This is a genomic window from Aeromonas sp. R4-2 (genome assembly GCF_040908295.1).
Taxonomy (GTDB): Bacteria; Pseudomonadota; Gammaproteobacteria; order Enterobacterales; family Aeromonadaceae; genus Aeromonas; species Aeromonas veronii.
In genome coordinates this window covers 322,954-341,907 of record NZ_JBFODL010000011.1, presented here as the reverse complement: position 1 = coordinate 341,907, position 18,954 = coordinate 322,954, and the positions used below count along the sequence as shown (strand labels likewise).

Sequence of the window (18,954 nt, the reverse complement as noted above, 5' to 3'; positions counted from 1 at the left end):
GTTCAAATAAAACAGCATTATCATTCATGGCAAGTATTACCATAAGGAAGATACAATGAAGAAGTTGCATGGGCTTTATATTTTAGTGACTGCGGCGTTGTTTCAACAAACAGCGCAAGCTGAAGGATATTATATTTCAGGAAAGTTTATAGAGAGTACTCAGTACGCCAGTAGTATGGATACCACACTTCGTGTTGGTATTGACCCTCGTAACGCGAGTTACACTGAAGTTGTGAGCAAAGATGATGATAATCGTGGCTCAGTGGCATTAGGCTATCAGTTTGATAAATATTGGCAGATAGAGTTGGAATATAATCCAAAGACTGATTCACATTATATCACAAGTATTGACGGTGGTTCTTTTAGCGGTTCCAGAAATAATTATCAAATAAGCACTGAACGACTGATAATCAATGCATACCGTGAAGTACCTTTTTACGGTTCATTGTCTGTATATGGTCAAGCAGGTCTAGGCTTGTCAAAGATAGATGTAACGGGTTGGCAAGGTAATGAAAGCAGACGTTTTGATAGCAATGAACAGAGCAACCTTGCCTATTCTATTGGTGCTGGCTTGCGTGCAAACATTAATTCATCATTTATCTCTGATCTTGGATACCGCTATATCGGTCTAGGAAAAGTTGAAAGCGGATTTAACCGTTTTGATAATGCTCGCCATCAGAGTGATGAGCAATTAAAAGCTGAACTATCATTACAAGAAATTTACCTTGGCCTAACCTATCTATTCTGATTAACCCACTTCAAAAACAGCAGGTTGACATCAACCAGCTCCTTAACAACATCAATGAGCAATAGATTATGATTAAAAAAATTGCGCTTAGTATTTTATTACCATTGTCAATATCGCCTCCTGCATACTCTGCTACAAGTCCAGTCACGACCGACATCAATGCGGAAAATGGTTATCTTAGTACCCATGTTCTGGACACCTCCCTTGGCAAAGGAGCTGATGGAGTAGAAGTAAAACTGTTTAGATATGGCAGCAAGCAGTGGCAGCTAATCGACACCCAGCGTACAGATGAAAATGGCAGGATCAAACGATTTACCAATGTTGAGTTAGGGAGCAACGATGCTTTTGGTAAGTACAAGCTTGAGTTTTCAACAGAAAAATACTACCAATTGCAGAAAAAAAAGAGCTTCTATCCCATAGTGAATATTGAGTTTTATGTGGATGATAACACACATTATCATGTCCCAATTACATTGACCCAATATGGTTACGCCACATATAGAGGAAGTTAATTATGTACATCCGTAGAGCAAAAAAAATCTTTATCACCACCATATTCACATTAGCATTGTCAGGTTCCGTATTAGCAGCCAGTGACTTCCAACCAGTAAAACCCACATCACTATCTGACTATCGGTTAAGTTACGAAGAGATGCATTCCATCGCCAATAGTCACGTATTACCACATCGAATATTTTATTATCCATCCGTGGGTCCACACGCCAAGTGGTTTGATGCCATAAAAAAAGGGAACTTGGCTCAAGTGAAAGAAATGGTAGAGTCAGGACAACCACTTGAAGCTAAAGATAATTTAAGCGGTCGCGGGCAGACAGCCCTTGGATGGGCGGCCTTTATCGGCTACGAAGATATAGTCAACTATCTTATCGATAAAGGTGCAGACTTATACGCGACAGATGATGCTGACGTTAAAAATGTGCTCAAATCAGCAGCACTAGGGAAAAGCGCTGATGTCGCGAAGACAATATATAGCAAACTGAAAGGGAAAGTAGATATCAACGATCAGAGTGCAGATAAAGAAGCAGAAAGCTTATTGATGATAGCCGCCAGCAACAATAGAATTGAGATGGTTAACTATCTGCTATCCATTGGTGCCAAAGTAGATCTTGTCAGCGAACCATTGCAGCAAAACGCACTTACTTATGCATGCTCACGTGGTCATCAAGATATAGTTGACATCTTGATTAAACATGGCGCAGTGAATTTCAAGACAGGCAAGAAAGCATGCTAATATAATTTTATAAAGGTTGCATTATTTGCAACCTTTATATTTTTATCTATATACTAATAACTTCATGATATAGTTTCACAGCACCGCTTCTATGTGCTTCAGCAACTATACGCCTTCAAATATGCAACATATCAGAATTTTCTCTCTTGTGATTAATAGTAAACCACGTAATATTTTAACCTCATATAAAACAAACTGTGGCTAGAGTTTTTTAATACAAGGATGTACTAATGAGTTATGATCATTTTTTTGACCATTTTTGCCAACGTTATACACATCAGCCCGAGTATTTGCAAGCTGTCAGTGAATTGCTTCATTCCATTTGGCCCTTTTACTCATCTCATCCAAAATACCAACAGCAGAGTTTACTTGAGCGGATATTGGAACCAGAGCGCCTAATCCGCTTTCGCGTTTGTTGGGTAGATGATAAGGGGATGGTACAAGTCAATAGAGCATTTCGCATTCAACACAGCTCAGCTATCGGTCCTTATAAGGGAGGTATGAGATTTCATCCAAGTGTCAACGCCTCTATTTTGAAGTTTCTAGCCTTTGAGCAGACTTTCAAGAATGCACTGACCTCTTTGCCAATGGGGGGAGGCAAAGGCGGCTCTGATTTCGATCCCAAGGGAAAAAGTGAAGGAGAAATCATGCGCTTTTGTCAAGCGTTGATGCTCGAGCTTTATCGCCATGTAGGCCCTGATACCGATGTGCCTGCTGGCGACATTGGTGTAGGAGCTCGGGAGGTCGCCTATATGGCAGGAATGATGAAAAAGCTGACCAATAGAAATGACTGTGTGTTTACAGGAAAAAGTGTCTCCTTTGGGGGCAGCCAGCTTCGGCCTGAAGCAACCGGATATGGTTTACTTTATTTTGTGTCTGCCATGCTAGCCCAGTCAAATCAACACATTGCAGGTAAGCACATTTCTATATCTGGCTCAGGCAATGTTGCTCAGTTTGCGATAGAGAAAGCAATAGCACTAGGGGGCAAGGTGATCACCGCATCCGATTCCTCTGGTTGCATTTACGATCCCTTAGGCTTTACAGCAGAAAAACTCCAATCGCTGCAAGCAATCAAAACCAATGGTGGACAAATTAAAGAATATGCAGATAGGGTTGGTGTCCAATTCCATGAAAAGCGCTCCCCTTGGTTTGTACCTACTGACATAGCTCTCCCCTGCGCGACGCAAAATGAATTGAGAAGCGGAGATGCAAAACTGCTCATCACGAATGGCGTCCAACTTGTTGCAGAGGGAGCTAACATGCCTTGTACTGCGGAGGCAATTTCGCTTTTTCATGAGACAGGTGTCTCGTTTGCACCTGGTAAAGCCGCGAATGCCGGAGGTGTAGCTACTTCAGGTTTAGAAATGAGTCAAAATGCTCAGCGATTATCTTGGTCTAGAGAAATAGTTGATGAACATTTGCAGCAGATCATGATATCTATACACTCCCTCTGTATCGAGTACGGCCGTGATAACAAGGGATGGATAAACTATGAAAGAGGCGCCAATATTGCAAGTTTTGTCCGAATAGCTGACGCAATTTTGGAACAAGGTATCTTGTAATTCAAAAACAAGGATGCGAAGAAGACCTCTTCGCATCCTACATGCTGGGGAATCCCGTAAAAAACTCAAAAGGCATTGGTAACGTTTGAGTGTATTACTTTCCCCTATAACACAATCATATATACAATCAAAAATTATATTCCCATTTATTACTCCATCAGTCTGCGAAGCAACACCCCCGCTAATATTGAAATTAAAGCTATCCAGTCTAGTGAACCACCGCCTCCCCCGTTACTTTTATCCTCATTAACATTAACAATGGAGCTTTCATTATTATCTGTGGTTATTTGTGCAGTCTTGCTTACGGTCAACGCTGAACTCATGGCAAAAAATATATTATCAGCACAAGAAATTTTTATTCTTGCAGCTTCACCTATATCGACAGGAATAAATATGCTTGCGGCCCCATTATTGGGTTGCTTCGGCGCTATTGACCTCCAACTGCCCCCCTCATTTGAACTCAGGGAGATATTAACCATACTGCAACTAATAGGAGGTCGGTCTGTGCTACCCACCTCCCAGTTAACTATATTTTTTTGTCCAGCTGTGATGTGATTGCCTGGCATCGGATAGATTGAGAAACGGGCATCACTCAGGATTTTGACTTTCATATCATCGCTGGCTACGCCACCTCTGTTATCTCGTGCCGTAAGACGAAAATTCAACTCTCGCGTCAACTCAGGCCACGCTTCCCCCTTCGCCAGTACACCTGTAACCAGGGATTTCATGGAAGGGAAAGTGCGTTCTGGACTCTTGATTGGCTGCATAAAACGGAACAGGGGTCGAAAGCCATCATCAACCATTGAAGCCGAATTCATAGAGGGCTCACCAAGATCAATCTGCTCCCATGAGTAACTCAATTCATCGCCATCGGGATCACTACCTGCGCCGGTCAACGTGAATGGGGTCATAGCGGGTATCACAATGTCATTTCCGGCATTAACAACTGGCTCCTCATTCATCGACTCAATAACAGTGCCAATATCAGAATGCAAAGACAAGTGTGCTTTTATCTGTTCAATTGATTTGCTGTGAAAATAGGGATCACTGTGCGATTGAATACTCTCTTCACCACATAAGCCAGCATACGCCATGATAGAACTGCCACTTCCTGGTTCCCAAGCTTGCTTAGGATTACGGTTGCCACCTCCACAACTACCACTTGTTCCATTAAAAGTATGATCCGCACCAAATTGATGGCCGAGCTCGTGGGCGACGTAATCAACAAAGAATCCGTCCCCAGTAGGATTCCATGAGCCCGTCATACCCATTGATCGACTCGCGGTGCCAAGGGATCTCAGAACGGCAACACCGCCTCCACTAGTCGTCAACACATGGCCTACGTCGAAATTTCCAACAAGGTTATTATTCTTGGCTAATGATTGAACCGATGCATTGGTTTTCATATCCAATGTGCTATTAGTGAATGGATCTGTCTGTGGGTCCGTAAATATCAAATTGTCGTTACCACTTGCTAATTTAAGCTCAACACCAAGATCTCTGCGATAAATCTGATTGAGTCGATTGAGCAATGTCATCACTGCATTAAGTGCTTTTTCTTTTGTCCCCCCATGAAACCTAGTGTATTCACCGGTAGTCGAAATGGCGATTGTATACGCTTTGACGATGCTTTTTCCCTTATGAGCAGGCTCTTCTATATCTTGCTCAGAATGTCTGCCCACAATGGGATTAAGAAAAATCTGCTCGTCTTTCTTCTCTAAATTACTACGAGAATCATTTTGATAGTAAGAGGCATAGCGACCATCTCCCAAAGTATCCAGATACACAGAACGACCGTTATATACGAATACACCATAAAATCCATTAGGCCCTATATCAAATCGCCCCTGTGCTGTCGGGTTATCTACTTGGTGACCTTGAAAAGTTAATAATTGAGGGTATTGGCGTGCCAAGTCATCAGGTAGAAGCGAGTAAGGCGTAAGCACATACATGATGGTTCCCCCCTCAGGCAGAGGCAATTCGATCTGCGACATTCCGGCATAAAGCTGTTGAAGATAGCCTTCATCAGCACTTAGCAGATGATATGACTTGGCTCGAACTTCTCCTTTTGCTTGGTCAGACCCCTTTTCCGCCAGTGTAACCCATGGGGCCGCATTCAATACGCCGCTTACAAACAGACCTGCGACTAAACATACCCCTTTCATAATACATGTCATCTTAGATAGCCTCACTTGTGACTGATGGCTACTTTATCGATATGGTAGGAATAAACTTTACATACAGTAGGAAAGATCCTACTGAGATAATCATTTTGTTATTAGCGGAAGTCTAAAAATTGCCCCTGCAACTATTGACGTACCCTGGTTACATTGACAGGGAAAAGTTGAAAAAATACACGACGCTGGCACATTTTATCTGGTGTCTGATGCTAGGAATTCAAAGCTTGAACCCTGGATAAGCTTGGTGCAGTGATAGATGGGAAGTACCAAAACTGGCGAGAAGCTCACTGAAAGATGCCGGACGGCGGCGATCTCCGACCGAGGTGCTTGTTGTGTTGTGAAGTCCGGCAAGGTGGAATATCGGTTGATCCGGCGCTGGCTTATATTGGAAAAGCTGATCTGTCTGTGGATGACTAACCTATCGCGAGCGGCATGGCTAAATAGCTGTTCCGAATAGTAGACCACCGGGGTATGGAACTCAGTCCAGTTTGTGCGATCTCATTTGTCGCCAAACAAAACAAGCTGCACCCGAAGGACTGAGTTGATGCCTATCCTACCACCCCTGCCACGACCACAACTGCGCCGCATTCACAAAGTCATCCATGCCACGCGTGATAAAGGGCATGCTCGTCGCTTGATGGCTATCTTGCTGCTGCACGAAGGACGCACGATCACTGAGGTTCATCACCTTACCAGCGCTGCTCGCTCGACCATCGGCCGTTGGCTTCGGTGGTATCAAGATGAAGGTGTGGCTGCGTTAGAAGCCTTACCGGCTGGCCTTGCCCCAGTTTTACCTGTCGCCAAGATTGTCACCTTACTGGTGCTGCTCATGCAGTTTTCTCCGCAAGATTTTGGTTATCAGTGCAGCCACTTGTGCACCGAACTATTTGCTATCAAAATCAATCGGTTAACAGTCCTCAATATAGCAGTCTCCACGCTCCGCCGATGGTTACCACGTATGGGCATTGTCTGACGAAGGCCCGTGCCGACCTTGCGGATAAAAGACCCGGCCTATCAGGAGAAAATGGCGAATATCGACGCGGCACTGGCCCGCTGTGATGCCGATAATCTGGTGTTTTATGAGGATGAAGTCGATATGGCCGACTGGATGTTCAGAGCGCGGCAAAAGCGAGTTGTCACACCGGGACAGAACGCGCGAAACATTACCTGGCAGGCGTTCTCCATGCAGGCAACGGAAGAGTGCTTTACGTCAGTGGAATAAGGAAAAACTCATCCCTGTTTATCGCCATGCTGGAAAAGCTGCGTCACCACTACCGACGAGCCAAAACCATCACGCAGATCCTCGATAACTACATCATTTACAAAAGCAAACAGACCGAGCGATGGTTGAAGAAGAACCCCAAGTTCTGCCTGGTGTTCCAGCCAGCTTACAGCCCTTGGGTTAATCACATAGAACGGCTGTGGTACAAGTTACATGACACCATCACGCGCAATCATCAATGCAGAGGGATGGCCAACCTGCTGGCCCGAGTGAAACACTTCATGGATACCGTGTCTCCTTTCCCGGGGAATGGCTATGGCACAGCGAAGGTGTAGCACTATTAGGATCAGCTATTTAGCATCGTAGATAATAAGCATGTATTGCTGCCGTTGGGTCGTGGGGTTGTTGTCATTTAAAGAGTGGAAATCGCATAACAGGCTTGGATGACGGGGGATAAAGCTATTGCCAAGGTATTGGTGTGGATAAGCCTGATGGTAATGGAAACTGGAATGGACAACTGATTATTTGGCAAAGAACGCTTACAGAACCGAGCAGAGAAAATTGATAAAGAACAGTACCTTGAAAGGCATTTTAAATGGGGGGAGCAACGCTTAAGCGCTTGTAGATGCCTACATATTAGCTTGCATTTTTTACTAATTGTGCAAGTAATATTGAAATCGAAACATTCCATTTATAATGACTCATTCATGAATTGTTGTAAAATTTGATTGTAAACACCATTCTGCTTAATAATGAGCAATCCTCGTTCAAATCGCTCAGCCATCTCCAACCCTTTTTGATGACGCCGAGAAAAAGCTATTTTGAATTCATCATAAGACAAGTTTCCAACATTATGAATAATATCATCTACCTTTTTTTCGTTTATTTTCACTAGAGCTGGTCTTTCATTCATTACTATGTAATCAACACGACCTCTAATTAACATATTAATAAGCTGATAGTCAGAACGAGCTTTATAATGAAAGATTCTCTCATCGTATAAGAATTCATCTGGATAAATATAACCCAAAGTAATACCAACTTTCTTTCCACGCAACTCAGCCATGATAGGAAGTAGTATCTGCTCTTGGTACAATGAGTAAACGACCATCCTATCTTGGAAAAGAGGCGTTTTATGCCAGTAATAACTCTGTTTATTACTCGCTGTTTCAGTTGCATTAAAGCAACCAACCACCACATCGGTCATTGCCATTCTCATACATCTTGAGAATGGCATTTGTTTAAATTCCACCCTTATGTTTTCAGCTAAAAATGCAGCTTTAACTAATGCTGGGGTCAGTCCTTTAATTTCGCCTGTTTTTTTGTCTATTGAACTAAATGGAGCCCAATCATTTTCAGCTGCAATAGTGATATACTCTATCTTACTTGGTGTTGCCTCAACACAATTTACCATAAGAATCAACATTACATAATACCATCCCCTTTTTAATAAGCAATCAGCCATTACAATTCAACTCCTTTAACGAATCATAAAAAATTTTCCAGCATCACTTCAATTAATATAGAGCAGAGTGTTCAAATCAATAACGAAAGATTGTAACTTAGACATCAACTTAATTAATTAACACAAGTGACAGAATATTATCCTTGATATTACAATACGATTTAAAATATAATTTCAGATGCTTTTTCACATTATGCAGACCTTTATCACTGCCAAGTAGCCTCCCCCATAGCAACTTTTGCGCCTAACTCCAGACCACTGTTCACTGGCAATTCAGGATATGCAGATTTCATTGCTTCCACCAAGTCCGAAGCTCTCTTCGCTTTTACCTGCTGTTGTTCAAACCGAACTACATAATCTCGAGTAAACTCGACAGCCTCAGTCCCTAATGGTGCAATTTCTGTAAAATGTCCTGGAATCACACGCTTTGGCTTAAGTGAAAGCACTATATTTAAGGCATCTATCCAGTCTGTTCGTTCTTTTTTAGTTGGTGTATCAGCCATCCATAGATGTCGGCCGTAGCTAATCAACTCCCCCCCAAAAACTGTTTTTATCGATGGGATCCATAAAAATGCATTAGGTTTATTAAACTCTTTGACTTCTATTCGTTCTCCTTCTAATGTAAGGTAATTCATGCTGTAGACTTCTGGGATCACTAAATTTCCAGGTGCGCCATCACCAAGAATCGGGCCCCAGTATGAAAGTTTTGCATCTTTTGTTTTATTAATGTGTGCCACAACATGTGGGCTAGCCATTACTTTCACATTGGGAAACTCCGCTAACAAAGACGGAAGACCAAAGTAATAATCTGGGTCACCACCAGTGATATATATTTTTGTTAGTTTTTTTCCCTTTTTTTTAACCATATCAACTAATGCTCGTGAATTTTTTGTATCAAATTGAGCATCAAAGAGTATTGCTTCTTTCTCCCCATAAACCAATACAGAAGAAACAGAAGTGATTGAATTCTTTCCCGAATTGAATACCTCAACGGCCAGGGATGCAAATGCATCCCCGCTGGTTGATAAGATAAAAACCATAGAAGCAACGCAAGTAGCTTTCATTAACCAACCTCAACAAATTAGTATAAAAGATATTTCCAGCCATCAAAATAGGATCTAACTCATTTTTATTACAAAATTAAGCTGCTTTTTGAGAGTATCAAGCTGACACTTCACCGTATGTAGGAAATGGCTTATGATTATCAAGGCACACTTAAAAGACCATTTAACTCCAGTTGATATAAAACAACAAAACATTAATACAAAGAGTATTAACTTTGCATCTAACCAATACATTGAAGTTGTAATTTATTTACCGCTTCCATCAATTTACTGTCCCATAGCTCATATGCCTCACGTTGCTCATCAATCCAGTCATGCAGATTGTAAATAGCCATGACACCCGCCATCCTGTGACCAAGCATTTTTTCCGTGACTTGTGGTAGAACTCGTTCCTCCGACAGGCGCGTACTCAACGTTCGACGCATGTCATGCATACGCCAATACGGCAGATCCAGTTTATCTCGCACACGCTCTGCTAACTGGATGAGAGATGCACTGCTCAACGATCTTTTCGGATTCACTGGCGAGCGACATACTGGCCCTCCCTTTAGCCGAGATCTCGCTGCCGCTTCTTGCAGCAGCATCATCACCCTGCTGGGAATAGGCCGACGTATTGGCGCCCCACATTTGGCGCGAGCAGCGGGAACCGTCCAAATTTGCTCCTCCATATTGAACTCACTCCACTGTGCACCCAATGCCTCGCCGCTACGACAGCCAAGCAGGATCACCAATTTGGCTGCCAATTTTAATCCGCGGCTGGCCCTGCTCTGTTCAAAGGCAATCCAAATTTGAGCGAGTTCTCGCATGGTCAGCACACGAGTACCTCTCTCAGGTTGAGAGCCCACATCTTCGGTGCGTAATTGCAGCACCGGGGAGCCACCAATGAGATTACGCCGAATACAAAAACTAAGAATGGATTTCAACCTGCGCAATAAATGCCCAGCGTTTTTCGGCTTTTTCTTGCCTATCTTATCAAACCACTCCAGCCAGCTCGAAAACGGGATCTGTTCAACCGGAATACCAATAAACAGAGGTTCGAAATAGCGCTGCATGGTATGCTCATAGAGCACGACAGTACGGGGCCGCAGCTTGGGCAGATGGTGCTCACGAAAATGCTCGCAGCACTGTTTCAGTGTGACATCATGCTTCTGGTGGAGCTTATCCCAGAAAACTCTGGGATGTTCATTACGCTCAAGTGCACCACGGATAGCAGGGATCAACGCCCTGGCATCAGCGAGTTTAAGGTCGGGATAGCGTCCAATTTTGAGTCTCGCTGCTTTTCCTTGCCAGCGATAGCGATATTGCCACGAGATGGTGCCTCGCTCGGTGACCCGAGCTGACAGTCCATCACGGTCTGACAATTCCGTCTTGCCAAAGTAGGGCTTACCATAGAGGGCCCGTAGCTTCGTATCAGTAAGTGGCATATGACTCTCCTGTGACTGGTCATCTGATTTTTCACTGACACATTAACGCGTCCTAACGTGTACACAGATATGTACCAAACCGGTCTGAAACGGACTGAATCAAGATCGGACAAAGTGAGACAATCTGAGATAACACTCCGTATAACGACTTGTTTTTCAAGCATATAGACACAATTCAGAACCACGAAATGAACCAGCAGACAAATCCTACCTTCTATTTCCACGACTACGAGACCTTCGGCATCAGCCCCGCCAAGGACAGGCCGTCGCAGTTTGCCGGTATTCGTACCGATGCGGATTTCAACATCATTGGCGAGCCGCTGGTCATCTACTGCAAGCCTCCGGCAGACTACCTGCCGGATCCGGAGGCATGCCTTGTCACCGGTATCACGCCGCAAAAGGCGATGAAGGATGGGCTGTGCGAGGCGGATTTCATTCGCCAGATCCACGAGCAGTTCGCCACGCCGAATACCTGTGTGCTTGGCTACAACAGCATCCGCTTCGATGATGAAGTGACCCGTTACACCCTCTATCGCAACTTCTATGACCCCTATGCCTACAGCTGGCAGAACGGTAACTCCCGCTGGGATATCCTCGACATGCTGCGGGCCTGCTACGCCCTGCGCCCGGAGGGGATCGAGTGGGCCTTTGACGATGAGGGCAAACCGAGCTTCCGGCTGGAGAAGCTGACAGTCGCCAATGGCGTGGCCCACGCCAATGCACACGATGCACTCTCGGACGTGCTGGCCACCATCGAGATGGCCAAGCTGGTGAAAAAAGCCCAACCCAAGCTGTTTGGTTATCTCTTTGATCTGCGCAACAAAAACAAGGTGAAGGCGCTGATTGACGTGGTGACCATGAAGCCGCTGGTGCACGTCTCCGGCATGTTCTCCCCCTGGCAGGGTTGTGCAAGCTGGGTCTCGCCACTTGCCTGGCACCCCACCAACCAGAACGCGGTGATCATGGTGGATCTGACCCGTGACCCCACCCCGCTCATTGAACTCTCCAGCGAGGAGATCCGCGAGCGCCTCTATACCAAAAAAGAGGAGCTGGGGGATCTGGCGGGCATTCCGGTGAAACTGGTGCACATCAACAAGTGCCCGGTGCTGGCGCCAGCCGCCACCCTGACGGCGGAGCGCGCCGACGAGCTCGGCATCAATCGGGAGCAGTGCCGCAAGAGCCTGGATCTGCTGCGCGCCCACCCCGAAGTACGGGAAAAACTGGTGGAAGTGTTCAATCAGGAGTTTGCCGGCAGCAATGAGAGCGACCCCGATACCCAGCTCTACGGCGGATTCTTTGGTCACGGCGACAAGTCCACCATGGATCTGGTGCGTGCTACCCCCGCGGACCTGCTGGGTGAGCGGGAGTTCGCCTTTACCGACGCCCGGCTGCCGGAGATGCTGTTCCGCTACCGCGCCCGCAACTGGCCGCACACCTTGAGCGAAGCGGAGCAGAAACGCTGGCGCCTGCACTGCAGCGACTACTTCAGCCGTCGTCTGCCGGACTACGTGCCCCGTCTCGAGGCGCTGGCCGAGCAGAACCAGAGTAACGAACGGAACTTTGCGATTCTTAAGAGTCTCTACCACTATCTGGAAGATTTATGAGTTGTGAGTAGTTTCACAATAAATCCTTCCCACCCGTCCCCTTCTTCAGGTCATAATGACGAAGGGGATTTCCCCAAAAACCAATATCTTGCAACATCCTGAGCGGATGTCTCCCAAGCAAGAGATTTCTTTGGCCGAACGGAAGCCATTTGCTGATGCCTCGTCACCACGCACTGCTCGGATTACTGGCCCTGCTGCCGCTGGCAGCCAACGCCGCATACCGGTTCGATGTGCCGGACTATCTTGCTCGCTTGCCAGAGCAGACCTATCGCATCGTAGAACAAAACTTCAATACCCTTTATCAGCAGACTGATTTCACTCCCCTGATCACCAACAGCTACTTCAACGGCTCCCATCTCTACAAGTTTGTCGGGGTACCGCTGGCCATCAGCACCCAGTCAGGTTTCCAGCTGGAGGTGTTTGGTCAGGTCTATAACCGCGCTTCGCAAGCCTATATGCACCTGAGCGAGGACATGTCCCTCTATCGGGTGATGCGGGTCGATCTGATGGGGAACCCCAATGATCAGCTGGCCATCGGTTTTGGTCTGGGGGTGCCCATAACCCCGTTGCTAACCCTCAAGGCGATCGCCTCTGGCAGTGATATCCCGGGCTATGGCTCAGCCAAATACGCCGTCGGTTTTGAGTGGCGTTACTGAAAAACGTGACTGATAACCGCTAATTGAAACAATGCAGGCTCCGTGATGGAGCCCGAATTGTTTATGGTGAGGCTGTGATCAGGTGTAGCGGATCACCCGCCCCTCGCCCCCTTGCAAGGTCACAGTTGTGCCGACTGCCTGTCCCTGCCAAAAATCGGTTCCCCCTTCCGGAAGCAGAAACTCCTGTGGTTGCCCCTCCCAGTTGAACAGGCAGAGCAAAGTGCCGCCCTTAGGCAGGTTCACTTCGCCACAGGCAAAGTCCATCGACTCGAAACGGGCAGAGGGTGCCCGGGCGGCGCAGAACGCCAGCAGCTTGCGCAGTTGCGCCGCCTGCTCCTCATCGAGCTCCTGCAGCCGATCACCCGCCAGCATCATGCCACCGCTTGCCACCAGCGCTGCCAGATGGAAACTGTATTCAGCCTGGCTCGCCTGCTGGGTCGGCAGATCGCGCAGACAGATGCAGTCGGGATCGAGGGCCCAGAGCTTGTCATTTTGCCAGGCGCGGCAGAAGGCCTCGCGGGCGATCTGGCGATAGCGGTGGCCGTTGCGCTCCACATCATCACTCACCCGCATGCCGTGCACCAATCCAAGGCTTGGCCAGATGGGGGCATTGCAACCGAGCAGGAAAGTCCCTTCACCAGCACCACGCAGAATAGCCGCCATACCGCGCCGATAAGCTTCAACCCGGGTGGCTGCCTGATCGTGGAAACGGCCACCGTGGATTGCGCCCCAGAAGTTGGCATCGAGCTTGAAGTAGTGGATGCCCCACTGCTCGCGCAGGGTGCGGAACACCTGCTCAAGGTGCGCCTGCACCTCGGGGTGGGTACCATCCAGCACATACCAGGGAGTACAACGCCAACCGCCATAGGTGACACGCTCGGAGGGGAGCGGCAGGCCGTCATCCCCCTTCACAAACCAGTCGGGATGCTCCTGAAACACCTGTGAACCGGGCTCGGCAATAAAGGGAGCGACCCAGAGGGCGGGCTCGCAGCCAGCCTGTTTGATCTCCGTAGCCAATGCAGCAACACCTTGCTCGAACTTGGCCGATGGAGTGAGCCAGTCACCCATTTTGGCCTGATAGCCGTCGTCGATCTGCACATAGCGCAGGGCCGGGAAACGCTCGGCACGCACCTGCAGGTTCTCGCGAATGTCAGCAGCGCTCACCTCGGCGTAATAGTGATACCAGGAGCACCAGCCGTTCGGGCGCTCACTCACCTTACCGATCAGCGAGCCATGCTCGGCCTCGATCAGCCGTGCCAGCTCAGCCAGCAGCTCCTCGCGCTCCGCCCCTTCGAGGCAGATCAGCGCCTCGCTCTGCCAGTGCTCACCGGCTGCAAGTTTTCGCCCTTCGCAGTTCATCAGGATCTGCAGGCGGCCATCGGGGTAGAGGCGAAACTCCCCGCCAAAACGGTGACAGCTGGTAAAGGCGAGCAGCAGCCACCCCTTGCCATGCTCCACCAGCAACAGGTTGTGAATGGTGTGATAGTCATTGTCATCAGTGATGCGATAGACGCTGGCATCGGGACAACGGCCGACATGTTGCGGTGATTGCCAGCTACCCATGGTCTGGGCCAGCATCTGGAATCCTTCGCCATAGATGGCGCTCTCCACCGGCAGGCCAAGCTTGCCGTCAAAAAGCACCCAGCGCTCAACCGGAGTGGCATCAGCGCCGGTGTTGTCGAGTCGCACTCGACACAAGGGCCCTTCCCACTGACGGGTTTGCAGCAGATGGGGTGGCAACGCATTATCGTTCGTCAGCTGGCGAACTCGGGACAAGAGGGATGTCATCACAACTCCTTGTAGTTCGAAAAAGGGTTCTATCAGACGATGTTCAACAGATAATCTGCATACAAATCAGCTTCAAACGAACTGATTTCAGTTGTTATTGTTTTAATGCCGCGACCCGGCCTCTCTGGTAAACTGCGATTTTTCTTCCCAGTCGATGAGGTTCACGTGATCGCGCAACGCGCCTTGCTGTACTTTCGTGACTTTATGGTCATCGTCGCCTGCCTGCTGGCAGGCAAATCCGTGGCAGCCATCCTGCCTTTCGCCTTTCCCGGCAGCATCATCGGCATGCTGCTGCTGTTTGTGCTGCTCTCCCTGCAGTTGATCAAGCTGCACTGGGTCGAGCTGGGCGCAGGTTTGCTGCTGCGCCACATGGGCGTTTTGTTCGTGCCGGTCGCGGTCGGACTGGTGGCCTGGCTTGAGCCCCTGCGCCAATCCTTCGGCGTCATCATGCTCTGCATCGTGCTCGGGATCGTGCTGATCCTCGCCACCGTCGGTCGGCTCTACCAGAGGATGAACAAATGATCTTCTGGCTAGCGATCCCTCTGACCCTGGCGCTCTATTTCGCCACCCGCGCCCTCTATCGCCGCCTGCCCTGGCCCATCATCAATCCGGTGCTGGTGCCGACCGGGGTGATCATCGGCCTGCTGCTCTGGTTTGATCTGCCCCTTGAGCAGTACGAGCGCGGCAGCAGCCCCATTACCATGCTGCTGGAGCCCGCCGTGGTGGCGCTGGCGCTGCCGCTCTATCAACAGGCGCGCCAGATCCAGGCCAAGCTCAAGCCCATCCTAATCTGTACCCTCGCCTCCGTCTTGATCTCGGTGTGCACAACCCTGCTGATCGGTCATTTTATGGGCACAGATCCGGCGCTGCTCGCCTCATTGGCGACCAAATCCATCACCACCCCGCTCGCCATGAGCGTCAGCCAGTCCATCGGCGGCATTCCCGCCATTGCGGCCGCCGTGGTAGTGGTGGTGGGGATTGTCGGTGCCCTGATCGGATACCCGCTGCTTAAAGTGTTCAAAGTGACCGATCCGGAAGCGCAAGGGCTCGCGATGGGGGCCTGTGCCCACGCCATCGGCACAGCTACTTCCGCCGAGAAGGGGATCACCCAGGGGGCCTTTGCATCGCTCGCCATGGTTGTATGCGGGATCCTCACCGCGGCCGTCGCCCCGCTGCTGTTTGCCATCTATCACTGGCTGATCTGATCACCCCATTGACCACCTGTTGACCATTCCGGGGGGCCTGCTGGCCTCTCGGGGTGCGACCTGCCGCACAATTTGCACAAGACAAACGTTTCCATTACCATCCCCCTCCGTTTGCCCATCAGGGCGTGAGCCTGCTCACACATTTACCCGAGCTTGCTCCCTACAATGGCCGCCCAATTGGCCTTTGAGGACACACTATGCATCCCCGTTTTGCCAAGCCATTCGATACCCTCTCTGCCCCGCTCAAAGCAGCCGTGCAGCCCATGCTGGATAGTGCCGACTTCAACGCCCGCTTCACGCCGGAGCAAGTCGCCACCCTGAAAGCCGCCACAGGTCTTGACGATCGCGCCCTGCGCCTCGCCCTGTTGCCGCTGGCAGCCGCCTGCTCGGTGGCGCCCATCTCCAAGTTTTATGTCGGTGCCATCGCCTGTGGCCTGAGCGGCACCTGGTACTTCGGTGCCAACATGGAGTTTGCGGGGCAAGGGTTGTTCCACTCGGTTCACGCCGAGCAGTCCGCCATCTCCAACGCCTGGCTGGGTGGCGAGACCGGGATCAGCGAAATCACCGTCAACTACACCCCCTGCGGCCACTGCCGTCAGTTCATGAACGAGCTGAGCACCGCCAAGATCCTGAAAGTCTCTCTGCCCGATGACCTGAGCGCCCTGCAATCCTTCCTGCCCCACTCGTTTGGCCCGGCAGATCTCGACATCACGGATGCGCTGATGAGCCCGCAGGATCACGCAGAGCTTGAACTTCAAAGCGAAGACCCGCTGTGGCAGGCCGCGCTGGCCGCCGCCCGTCAAAGCTACGCCCCCTACAGCCAGGGCTATGCCGCGGTGGCGCTGCAGTTTGCCGATGGCCGCATCTTCTCTGGCCGCTACGCCGAGAACGCCGCCTTCAACCCCAGCCTGCCGCCGATGCAGATGGCTTGCGCCCATGCGGTGCTTAACGGCGAAGATCTCGCCACCATCCGCCGCGCCGTGCTGCTGGAGAATAAAAACGGCCAGATCAGCCAGCGTGACTCCGCCCAGTCCACTCTCAAGGCGCTGGGCTCCGTCGAGCTGGAGTATCAGGCGGTCTGACCCTCGGCTTTGCGTCGATAAATGAAAGCCCCCGCACCTTGGTGCGGGGGCTTTTTTAATGGGCCGTTTAACCGGGAGCGACCGGTGATCTGCACAGTTTGGCGCGGTTGATCACCCCGTCTAACCGGTTGCTGATCAGACAGGTTTCAGCCGCGCCGTGAAGTGGCGCAGCAGCGGCGGCTCGTAGTCAAAGGTGAGCCCGCGAATGTCGCGGGCCCGCGCTTTCACCGCGATCAGGCAGTCGGCCACATAGTCCATGTGATCCCGGGTGTAGACCCGGCGCGGAATGGTGAGACGCAGCAGCTCGAAGTCCGCCGCCTCCTGCTTGCCGGTGGCAGGATCACGCCCCAGCAACAGGGAGCCAATCTCCACCCCGCGCACGCCCCCTTCCAGATAGAGCTCGCAGGCGAGCGCATGGGCGGGGAACTGCTCGGCCGGAATATGGGGCAGCAGCTTTTTGGCATCCACAAACACCGCATGGCCGCCGGTGGGGGTCTGGATGGGGATGCCCGCCTCGGCCAGCCGCTCGCCGAGATAGGCCACCTGACCGATGCGATAGGTGAGATACTCCTCATCCATCCCCTCCCGCAGGCCGATGGCGAGCGCCGCCATGTCCCGTCCCGCAAGCCCGCCATAAGTGACAAAACCCTCCATCGCCACGCAGCGCACCTGCACCGCGCGAAACAGGTCGAGATCCTCTTTGAAACAGCAGAGCCCGCCGATATTGACCAACCCGTCCTTCTTGGCCGACATGGTGAAGATGTCCCCCAGTGCGAACATCTGGCGCACTATCTCCTTGATGCTGCACTTCGCATAAGCCGGATCCCGCTCCTTGATAAACCAGGCGTTCTCGGCAAAGCGGGCGGCGTCGATCACCACCGGAATATGGTGACGACGGGCCAGCTCGGAGACCGCCTCCATATTGGCCATGGAGACCGGCTGGCCTCCGGCGCTATTGCAGGTCACCGTGATGATGATGCCGGCCACGTTGTCGGCCCCCAGGGTTTCGATGGTGTCGGTCAGGCGAGGGAGATCAAAATCCCCCTTCCAGGCGTAGGGGGCGGTGGTGTCGAGGGCTTTCGGGGTGAGCAGGTTGATGGCCCGCGCGCCAGCCAACTCCACGTGGGCCTTGGTGGTGTCGAAGTGGTAGTTGGAGATAAAGACCGGCACCTTGCCCTTGCAGCACTTGACCAGCTCGGGGAAGAGGATCTGCTCCGCCCCGCGCCCTTGGTGGGTGGGCATCACATGCTGGTAACCAAAAATGTCGCGCACCGCGCGCTCCAGCTCGACGAAGTTGCGGCTGCCCGCATAGGCCTCATCCCCCATCATGATGCCAGCCCACTGACGGTCGGACATGGCGCCTGTGCCGCTGTCGGTCAGCAGATCGATGTAGACATCCTCGGCCAGCAGCAGGAAGGGGTTCCAGCCAGCGGCCTCGAGGGCAGCACGGCGCTCGGCGCCAGTGGTCTGTTTGATGGGCTCGACCATCTTGATACGAAACGGCTCGGGTATACGACGCATAAAAGACTCCTCACCGGCACTGGGCCAGTGTGTTTGAAATCGGGATTGGCAAAGAGGCCGGGGCGCTCAGGGTCGTCCGGCTGACAAATTCAAACGGCGGGTGCCGCCAATCAGCGGTGAGGAAAGTCGAAGGTGAGAATGGGATCCCGGGTATACCAGTGGGCGAGCAGGCAAGCTGCCCGGG

Annotated in this window: 15 protein-coding genes and 3 pseudogenes; 12 read left to right on the top strand and 6 right to left on the bottom strand. The window is 50.5% G+C overall.

Annotation, left to right across the window (positions count from 1 at the left end; translation table 11 throughout):
* Positions 1-55: 55 nt before the first annotated feature.
* From AB5Y99_RS08855 to gdhA, 4 genes are all read left to right on the top strand, one after another.
* Positions 56-748 (top strand): outer membrane protein, encoded by a 693-nt coding sequence (locus AB5Y99_RS08855; RefSeq protein ID WP_368209452.1) that lies wholly within the window; start codon positions 56-58, stop codon positions 746-748.
* 68 nt (positions 749-816) lie between these two features.
* Positions 817-1,260, top strand: a complete 444-nt coding sequence (gene uraH / locus AB5Y99_RS08850; protein ID WP_368209451.1) for a hydroxyisourate hydrolase — start codon at positions 817-819, stop codon at positions 1,258-1,260.
* A gap of 2 nt (positions 1,261-1,262) precedes the next feature.
* On the top strand, positions 1,263-1,997 hold the full coding sequence (locus AB5Y99_RS08845) for an ankyrin repeat domain-containing protein (protein ID WP_270905993.1): 735 nt from the start codon (positions 1,263-1,265) through the stop codon (positions 1,995-1,997).
* A gap of 230 nt (positions 1,998-2,227) precedes the next feature.
* The gene (gdhA, locus tag AB5Y99_RS08840; protein ID WP_270905992.1) at positions 2,228-3,559 is read left to right on the top strand and encodes an NADP-specific glutamate dehydrogenase; all 1,332 of its coding nucleotides are present in this window, start codon (positions 2,228-2,230) and stop codon (positions 3,557-3,559) included.
* 149 nt (positions 3,560-3,708) lie between these two features.
* Here the strand turns inward: gdhA and AB5Y99_RS08835 are convergent, their stop codons facing one another.
* Positions 3,709-5,724 (bottom strand): reprolysin-like metallopeptidase, encoded by a 2,016-nt coding sequence (locus tag AB5Y99_RS08835; protein WP_368209449.1) that lies wholly within the window; start codon positions 5,722-5,724, stop codon positions 3,709-3,711.
* A gap of 218 nt (positions 5,725-5,942) precedes the next feature.
* Here AB5Y99_RS08835 and AB5Y99_RS08830 point away from each other — a divergent pair.
* From AB5Y99_RS08830 to AB5Y99_RS08820, 3 pseudogenes are all read left to right on the top strand, one after another.
* Positions 5,943-6,175: pseudogene (locus AB5Y99_RS08830) on the top strand (IS4 family transposase); the annotation flags it as partial.
* Between the two features lie 108 nt (positions 6,176-6,283).
* Positions 6,284-7,296: pseudogene (locus AB5Y99_RS08825) on the top strand (IS630 family transposase).
* A 7-nt stretch (positions 7,297-7,303) separates the two neighbouring features.
* Positions 7,304-7,576, top strand: a pseudogene (locus AB5Y99_RS08820) (IS4 family transposase); the annotation flags it as partial.
* Between the two features lie 76 nt (positions 7,577-7,652).
* Here AB5Y99_RS08820 and AB5Y99_RS08815 read toward each other — a convergent pair.
* The 3 genes from AB5Y99_RS08815 to AB5Y99_RS08805 all read right to left on the bottom strand — a co-directional run bounded on the left by AB5Y99_RS08815 (position 7,653) and on the right by AB5Y99_RS08805 (position 10,914).
* Positions 7,653-8,426 carry a substrate-binding periplasmic protein gene (locus AB5Y99_RS08815; RefSeq protein WP_368209448.1) on the bottom strand — a complete coding sequence of 258 codons (774 nt, stop codon included), beginning with the start codon at positions 8,424-8,426 and terminating at the stop codon, positions 7,653-7,655.
* Positions 8,427-8,632: 206 nt separating this feature from the next.
* Positions 8,633-9,490, bottom strand: a complete 858-nt coding sequence (locus AB5Y99_RS08810) for an MBL fold metallo-hydrolase (RefSeq protein WP_368209447.1) — start codon at positions 9,488-9,490, stop codon at positions 8,633-8,635.
* Between the two features lie 221 nt (positions 9,491-9,711).
* Positions 9,712-10,914 (bottom strand): tyrosine-type recombinase/integrase, encoded by a 1,203-nt coding sequence (locus tag AB5Y99_RS08805; protein ID WP_368209446.1) that lies wholly within the window; start codon positions 10,912-10,914, stop codon positions 9,712-9,714.
* A gap of 188 nt (positions 10,915-11,102) precedes the next feature.
* Here AB5Y99_RS08805 and sbcB point away from each other — a divergent pair, with 188 nt between their 5' ends.
* Positions 11,103-12,518 (top strand): exodeoxyribonuclease I, encoded by a 1,416-nt coding sequence (sbcB, locus tag AB5Y99_RS08800; protein WP_368209444.1) that lies wholly within the window; start codon positions 11,103-11,105, stop codon positions 12,516-12,518.
* Between the two features lie 155 nt (positions 12,519-12,673).
* Positions 12,674-13,174 carry a hypothetical protein gene (locus tag AB5Y99_RS08795; protein WP_368209443.1) on the top strand — a complete coding sequence of 167 codons (501 nt, stop codon included), beginning with the start codon at positions 12,674-12,676 and terminating at the stop codon, positions 13,172-13,174.
* A 78-nt stretch (positions 13,175-13,252) separates the two neighbouring features.
* On the opposite strand, the gene AB5Y99_RS08790 is transcribed toward AB5Y99_RS08795, so the two are convergent.
* A complete protein-coding gene (locus AB5Y99_RS08790; protein WP_368209441.1) occupies positions 13,253-14,962 on the bottom strand; it encodes a glycoside hydrolase family 36 protein in 1,710 nt (569 codons plus the stop codon).
* Between the two features lie 165 nt (positions 14,963-15,127).
* Here AB5Y99_RS08790 and AB5Y99_RS08785 point away from each other — a divergent pair, with 165 nt between their 5' ends.
* The 3 genes from AB5Y99_RS08785 (at position 15,128) to cdd (ending at position 17,249) form a co-directional block, all read left to right on the top strand.
* Positions 15,128-15,484 (top strand): CidA/LrgA family protein, encoded by a 357-nt coding sequence (locus tag AB5Y99_RS08785; protein ID WP_005333279.1) that lies wholly within the window; start codon positions 15,128-15,130, stop codon positions 15,482-15,484.
* Positions 15,481-16,167 carry an LrgB family protein gene (locus AB5Y99_RS08780; RefSeq protein ID WP_368209440.1) on the top strand — a complete coding sequence of 229 codons (687 nt, stop codon included), beginning with the start codon at positions 15,481-15,483 and terminating at the stop codon, positions 16,165-16,167. Before AB5Y99_RS08785 ends, AB5Y99_RS08780 begins: the two co-directional genes overlap by 4 nt.
* Positions 16,168-16,364: 197 nt before the next feature.
* Positions 16,365-17,249 (top strand): cytidine deaminase, encoded by an 885-nt coding sequence (gene cdd / locus AB5Y99_RS08775; RefSeq protein ID WP_005333283.1) that lies wholly within the window; start codon positions 16,365-16,367, stop codon positions 17,247-17,249.
* A 135-nt stretch (positions 17,250-17,384) separates the two neighbouring features.
* Here the strand turns inward: cdd and AB5Y99_RS08770 are convergent, their stop codons facing one another.
* Positions 17,385-18,770 (bottom strand): tryptophanase, encoded by a 1,386-nt coding sequence (locus AB5Y99_RS08770; protein ID WP_368209438.1) that lies wholly within the window; start codon positions 18,768-18,770, stop codon positions 17,385-17,387.
* Positions 18,771-18,954: the final 184 nt, after the last annotated feature.

Excerpts from the sequence above, each read along its gene's own strand:
- uraH (WP_368209451.1), top strand. The coding sequence starts at position 817 with ATGATTAAAAAAATTGCGCTTAGTATTTTATTACCATTGTCAATATCG.
- AB5Y99_RS08805 (WP_368209446.1), bottom strand. The coding sequence starts at position 10,914 with ATGCCACTTACTGATACGAAGCTACGGGCCCTCTATGGTAAGCCCTAC.
- AB5Y99_RS08835 (WP_368209449.1), bottom strand. The coding sequence starts at position 5,724 with ATGAAAGGGGTATGTTTAGTCGCAGGTCTGTTTGTAAGCGGCGTATTG.
- AB5Y99_RS08815 (WP_368209448.1), bottom strand. The coding sequence starts at position 8,426 with ATGGCTGATTGCTTATTAAAAAGGGGATGGTATTATGTAATGTTGATT.
- AB5Y99_RS08790 (WP_368209441.1), bottom strand. The coding sequence starts at position 14,962 with ATGACATCCCTCTTGTCCCGAGTTCGCCAGCTGACGAACGATAATGCG.
- gdhA (WP_270905992.1), top strand. The coding sequence starts at position 2,228 with ATGAGTTATGATCATTTTTTTGACCATTTTTGCCAACGTTATACACAT.
- cdd (WP_005333283.1), top strand. The coding sequence starts at position 16,365 with ATGCATCCCCGTTTTGCCAAGCCATTCGATACCCTCTCTGCCCCGCTC.
- AB5Y99_RS08780 (WP_368209440.1), top strand. The coding sequence starts at position 15,481 with ATGATCTTCTGGCTAGCGATCCCTCTGACCCTGGCGCTCTATTTCGCC.
- AB5Y99_RS08770 (WP_368209438.1), bottom strand. The coding sequence starts at position 18,770 with ATGCGTCGTATACCCGAGCCGTTTCGTATCAAGATGGTCGAGCCCATC.
- AB5Y99_RS08855 (WP_368209452.1), top strand. The coding sequence starts at position 56 with ATGAAGAAGTTGCATGGGCTTTATATTTTAGTGACTGCGGCGTTGTTT.
- AB5Y99_RS08845 (WP_270905993.1), top strand. The coding sequence starts at position 1,263 with ATGTACATCCGTAGAGCAAAAAAAATCTTTATCACCACCATATTCACA.
- sbcB (WP_368209444.1), top strand. The coding sequence starts at position 11,103 with ATGAACCAGCAGACAAATCCTACCTTCTATTTCCACGACTACGAGACC.
- AB5Y99_RS08795 (WP_368209443.1), top strand. The coding sequence starts at position 12,674 with ATGCCTCGTCACCACGCACTGCTCGGATTACTGGCCCTGCTGCCGCTG.
- AB5Y99_RS08810 (WP_368209447.1), bottom strand. The coding sequence starts at position 9,490 with ATGAAAGCTACTTGCGTTGCTTCTATGGTTTTTATCTTATCAACCAGC.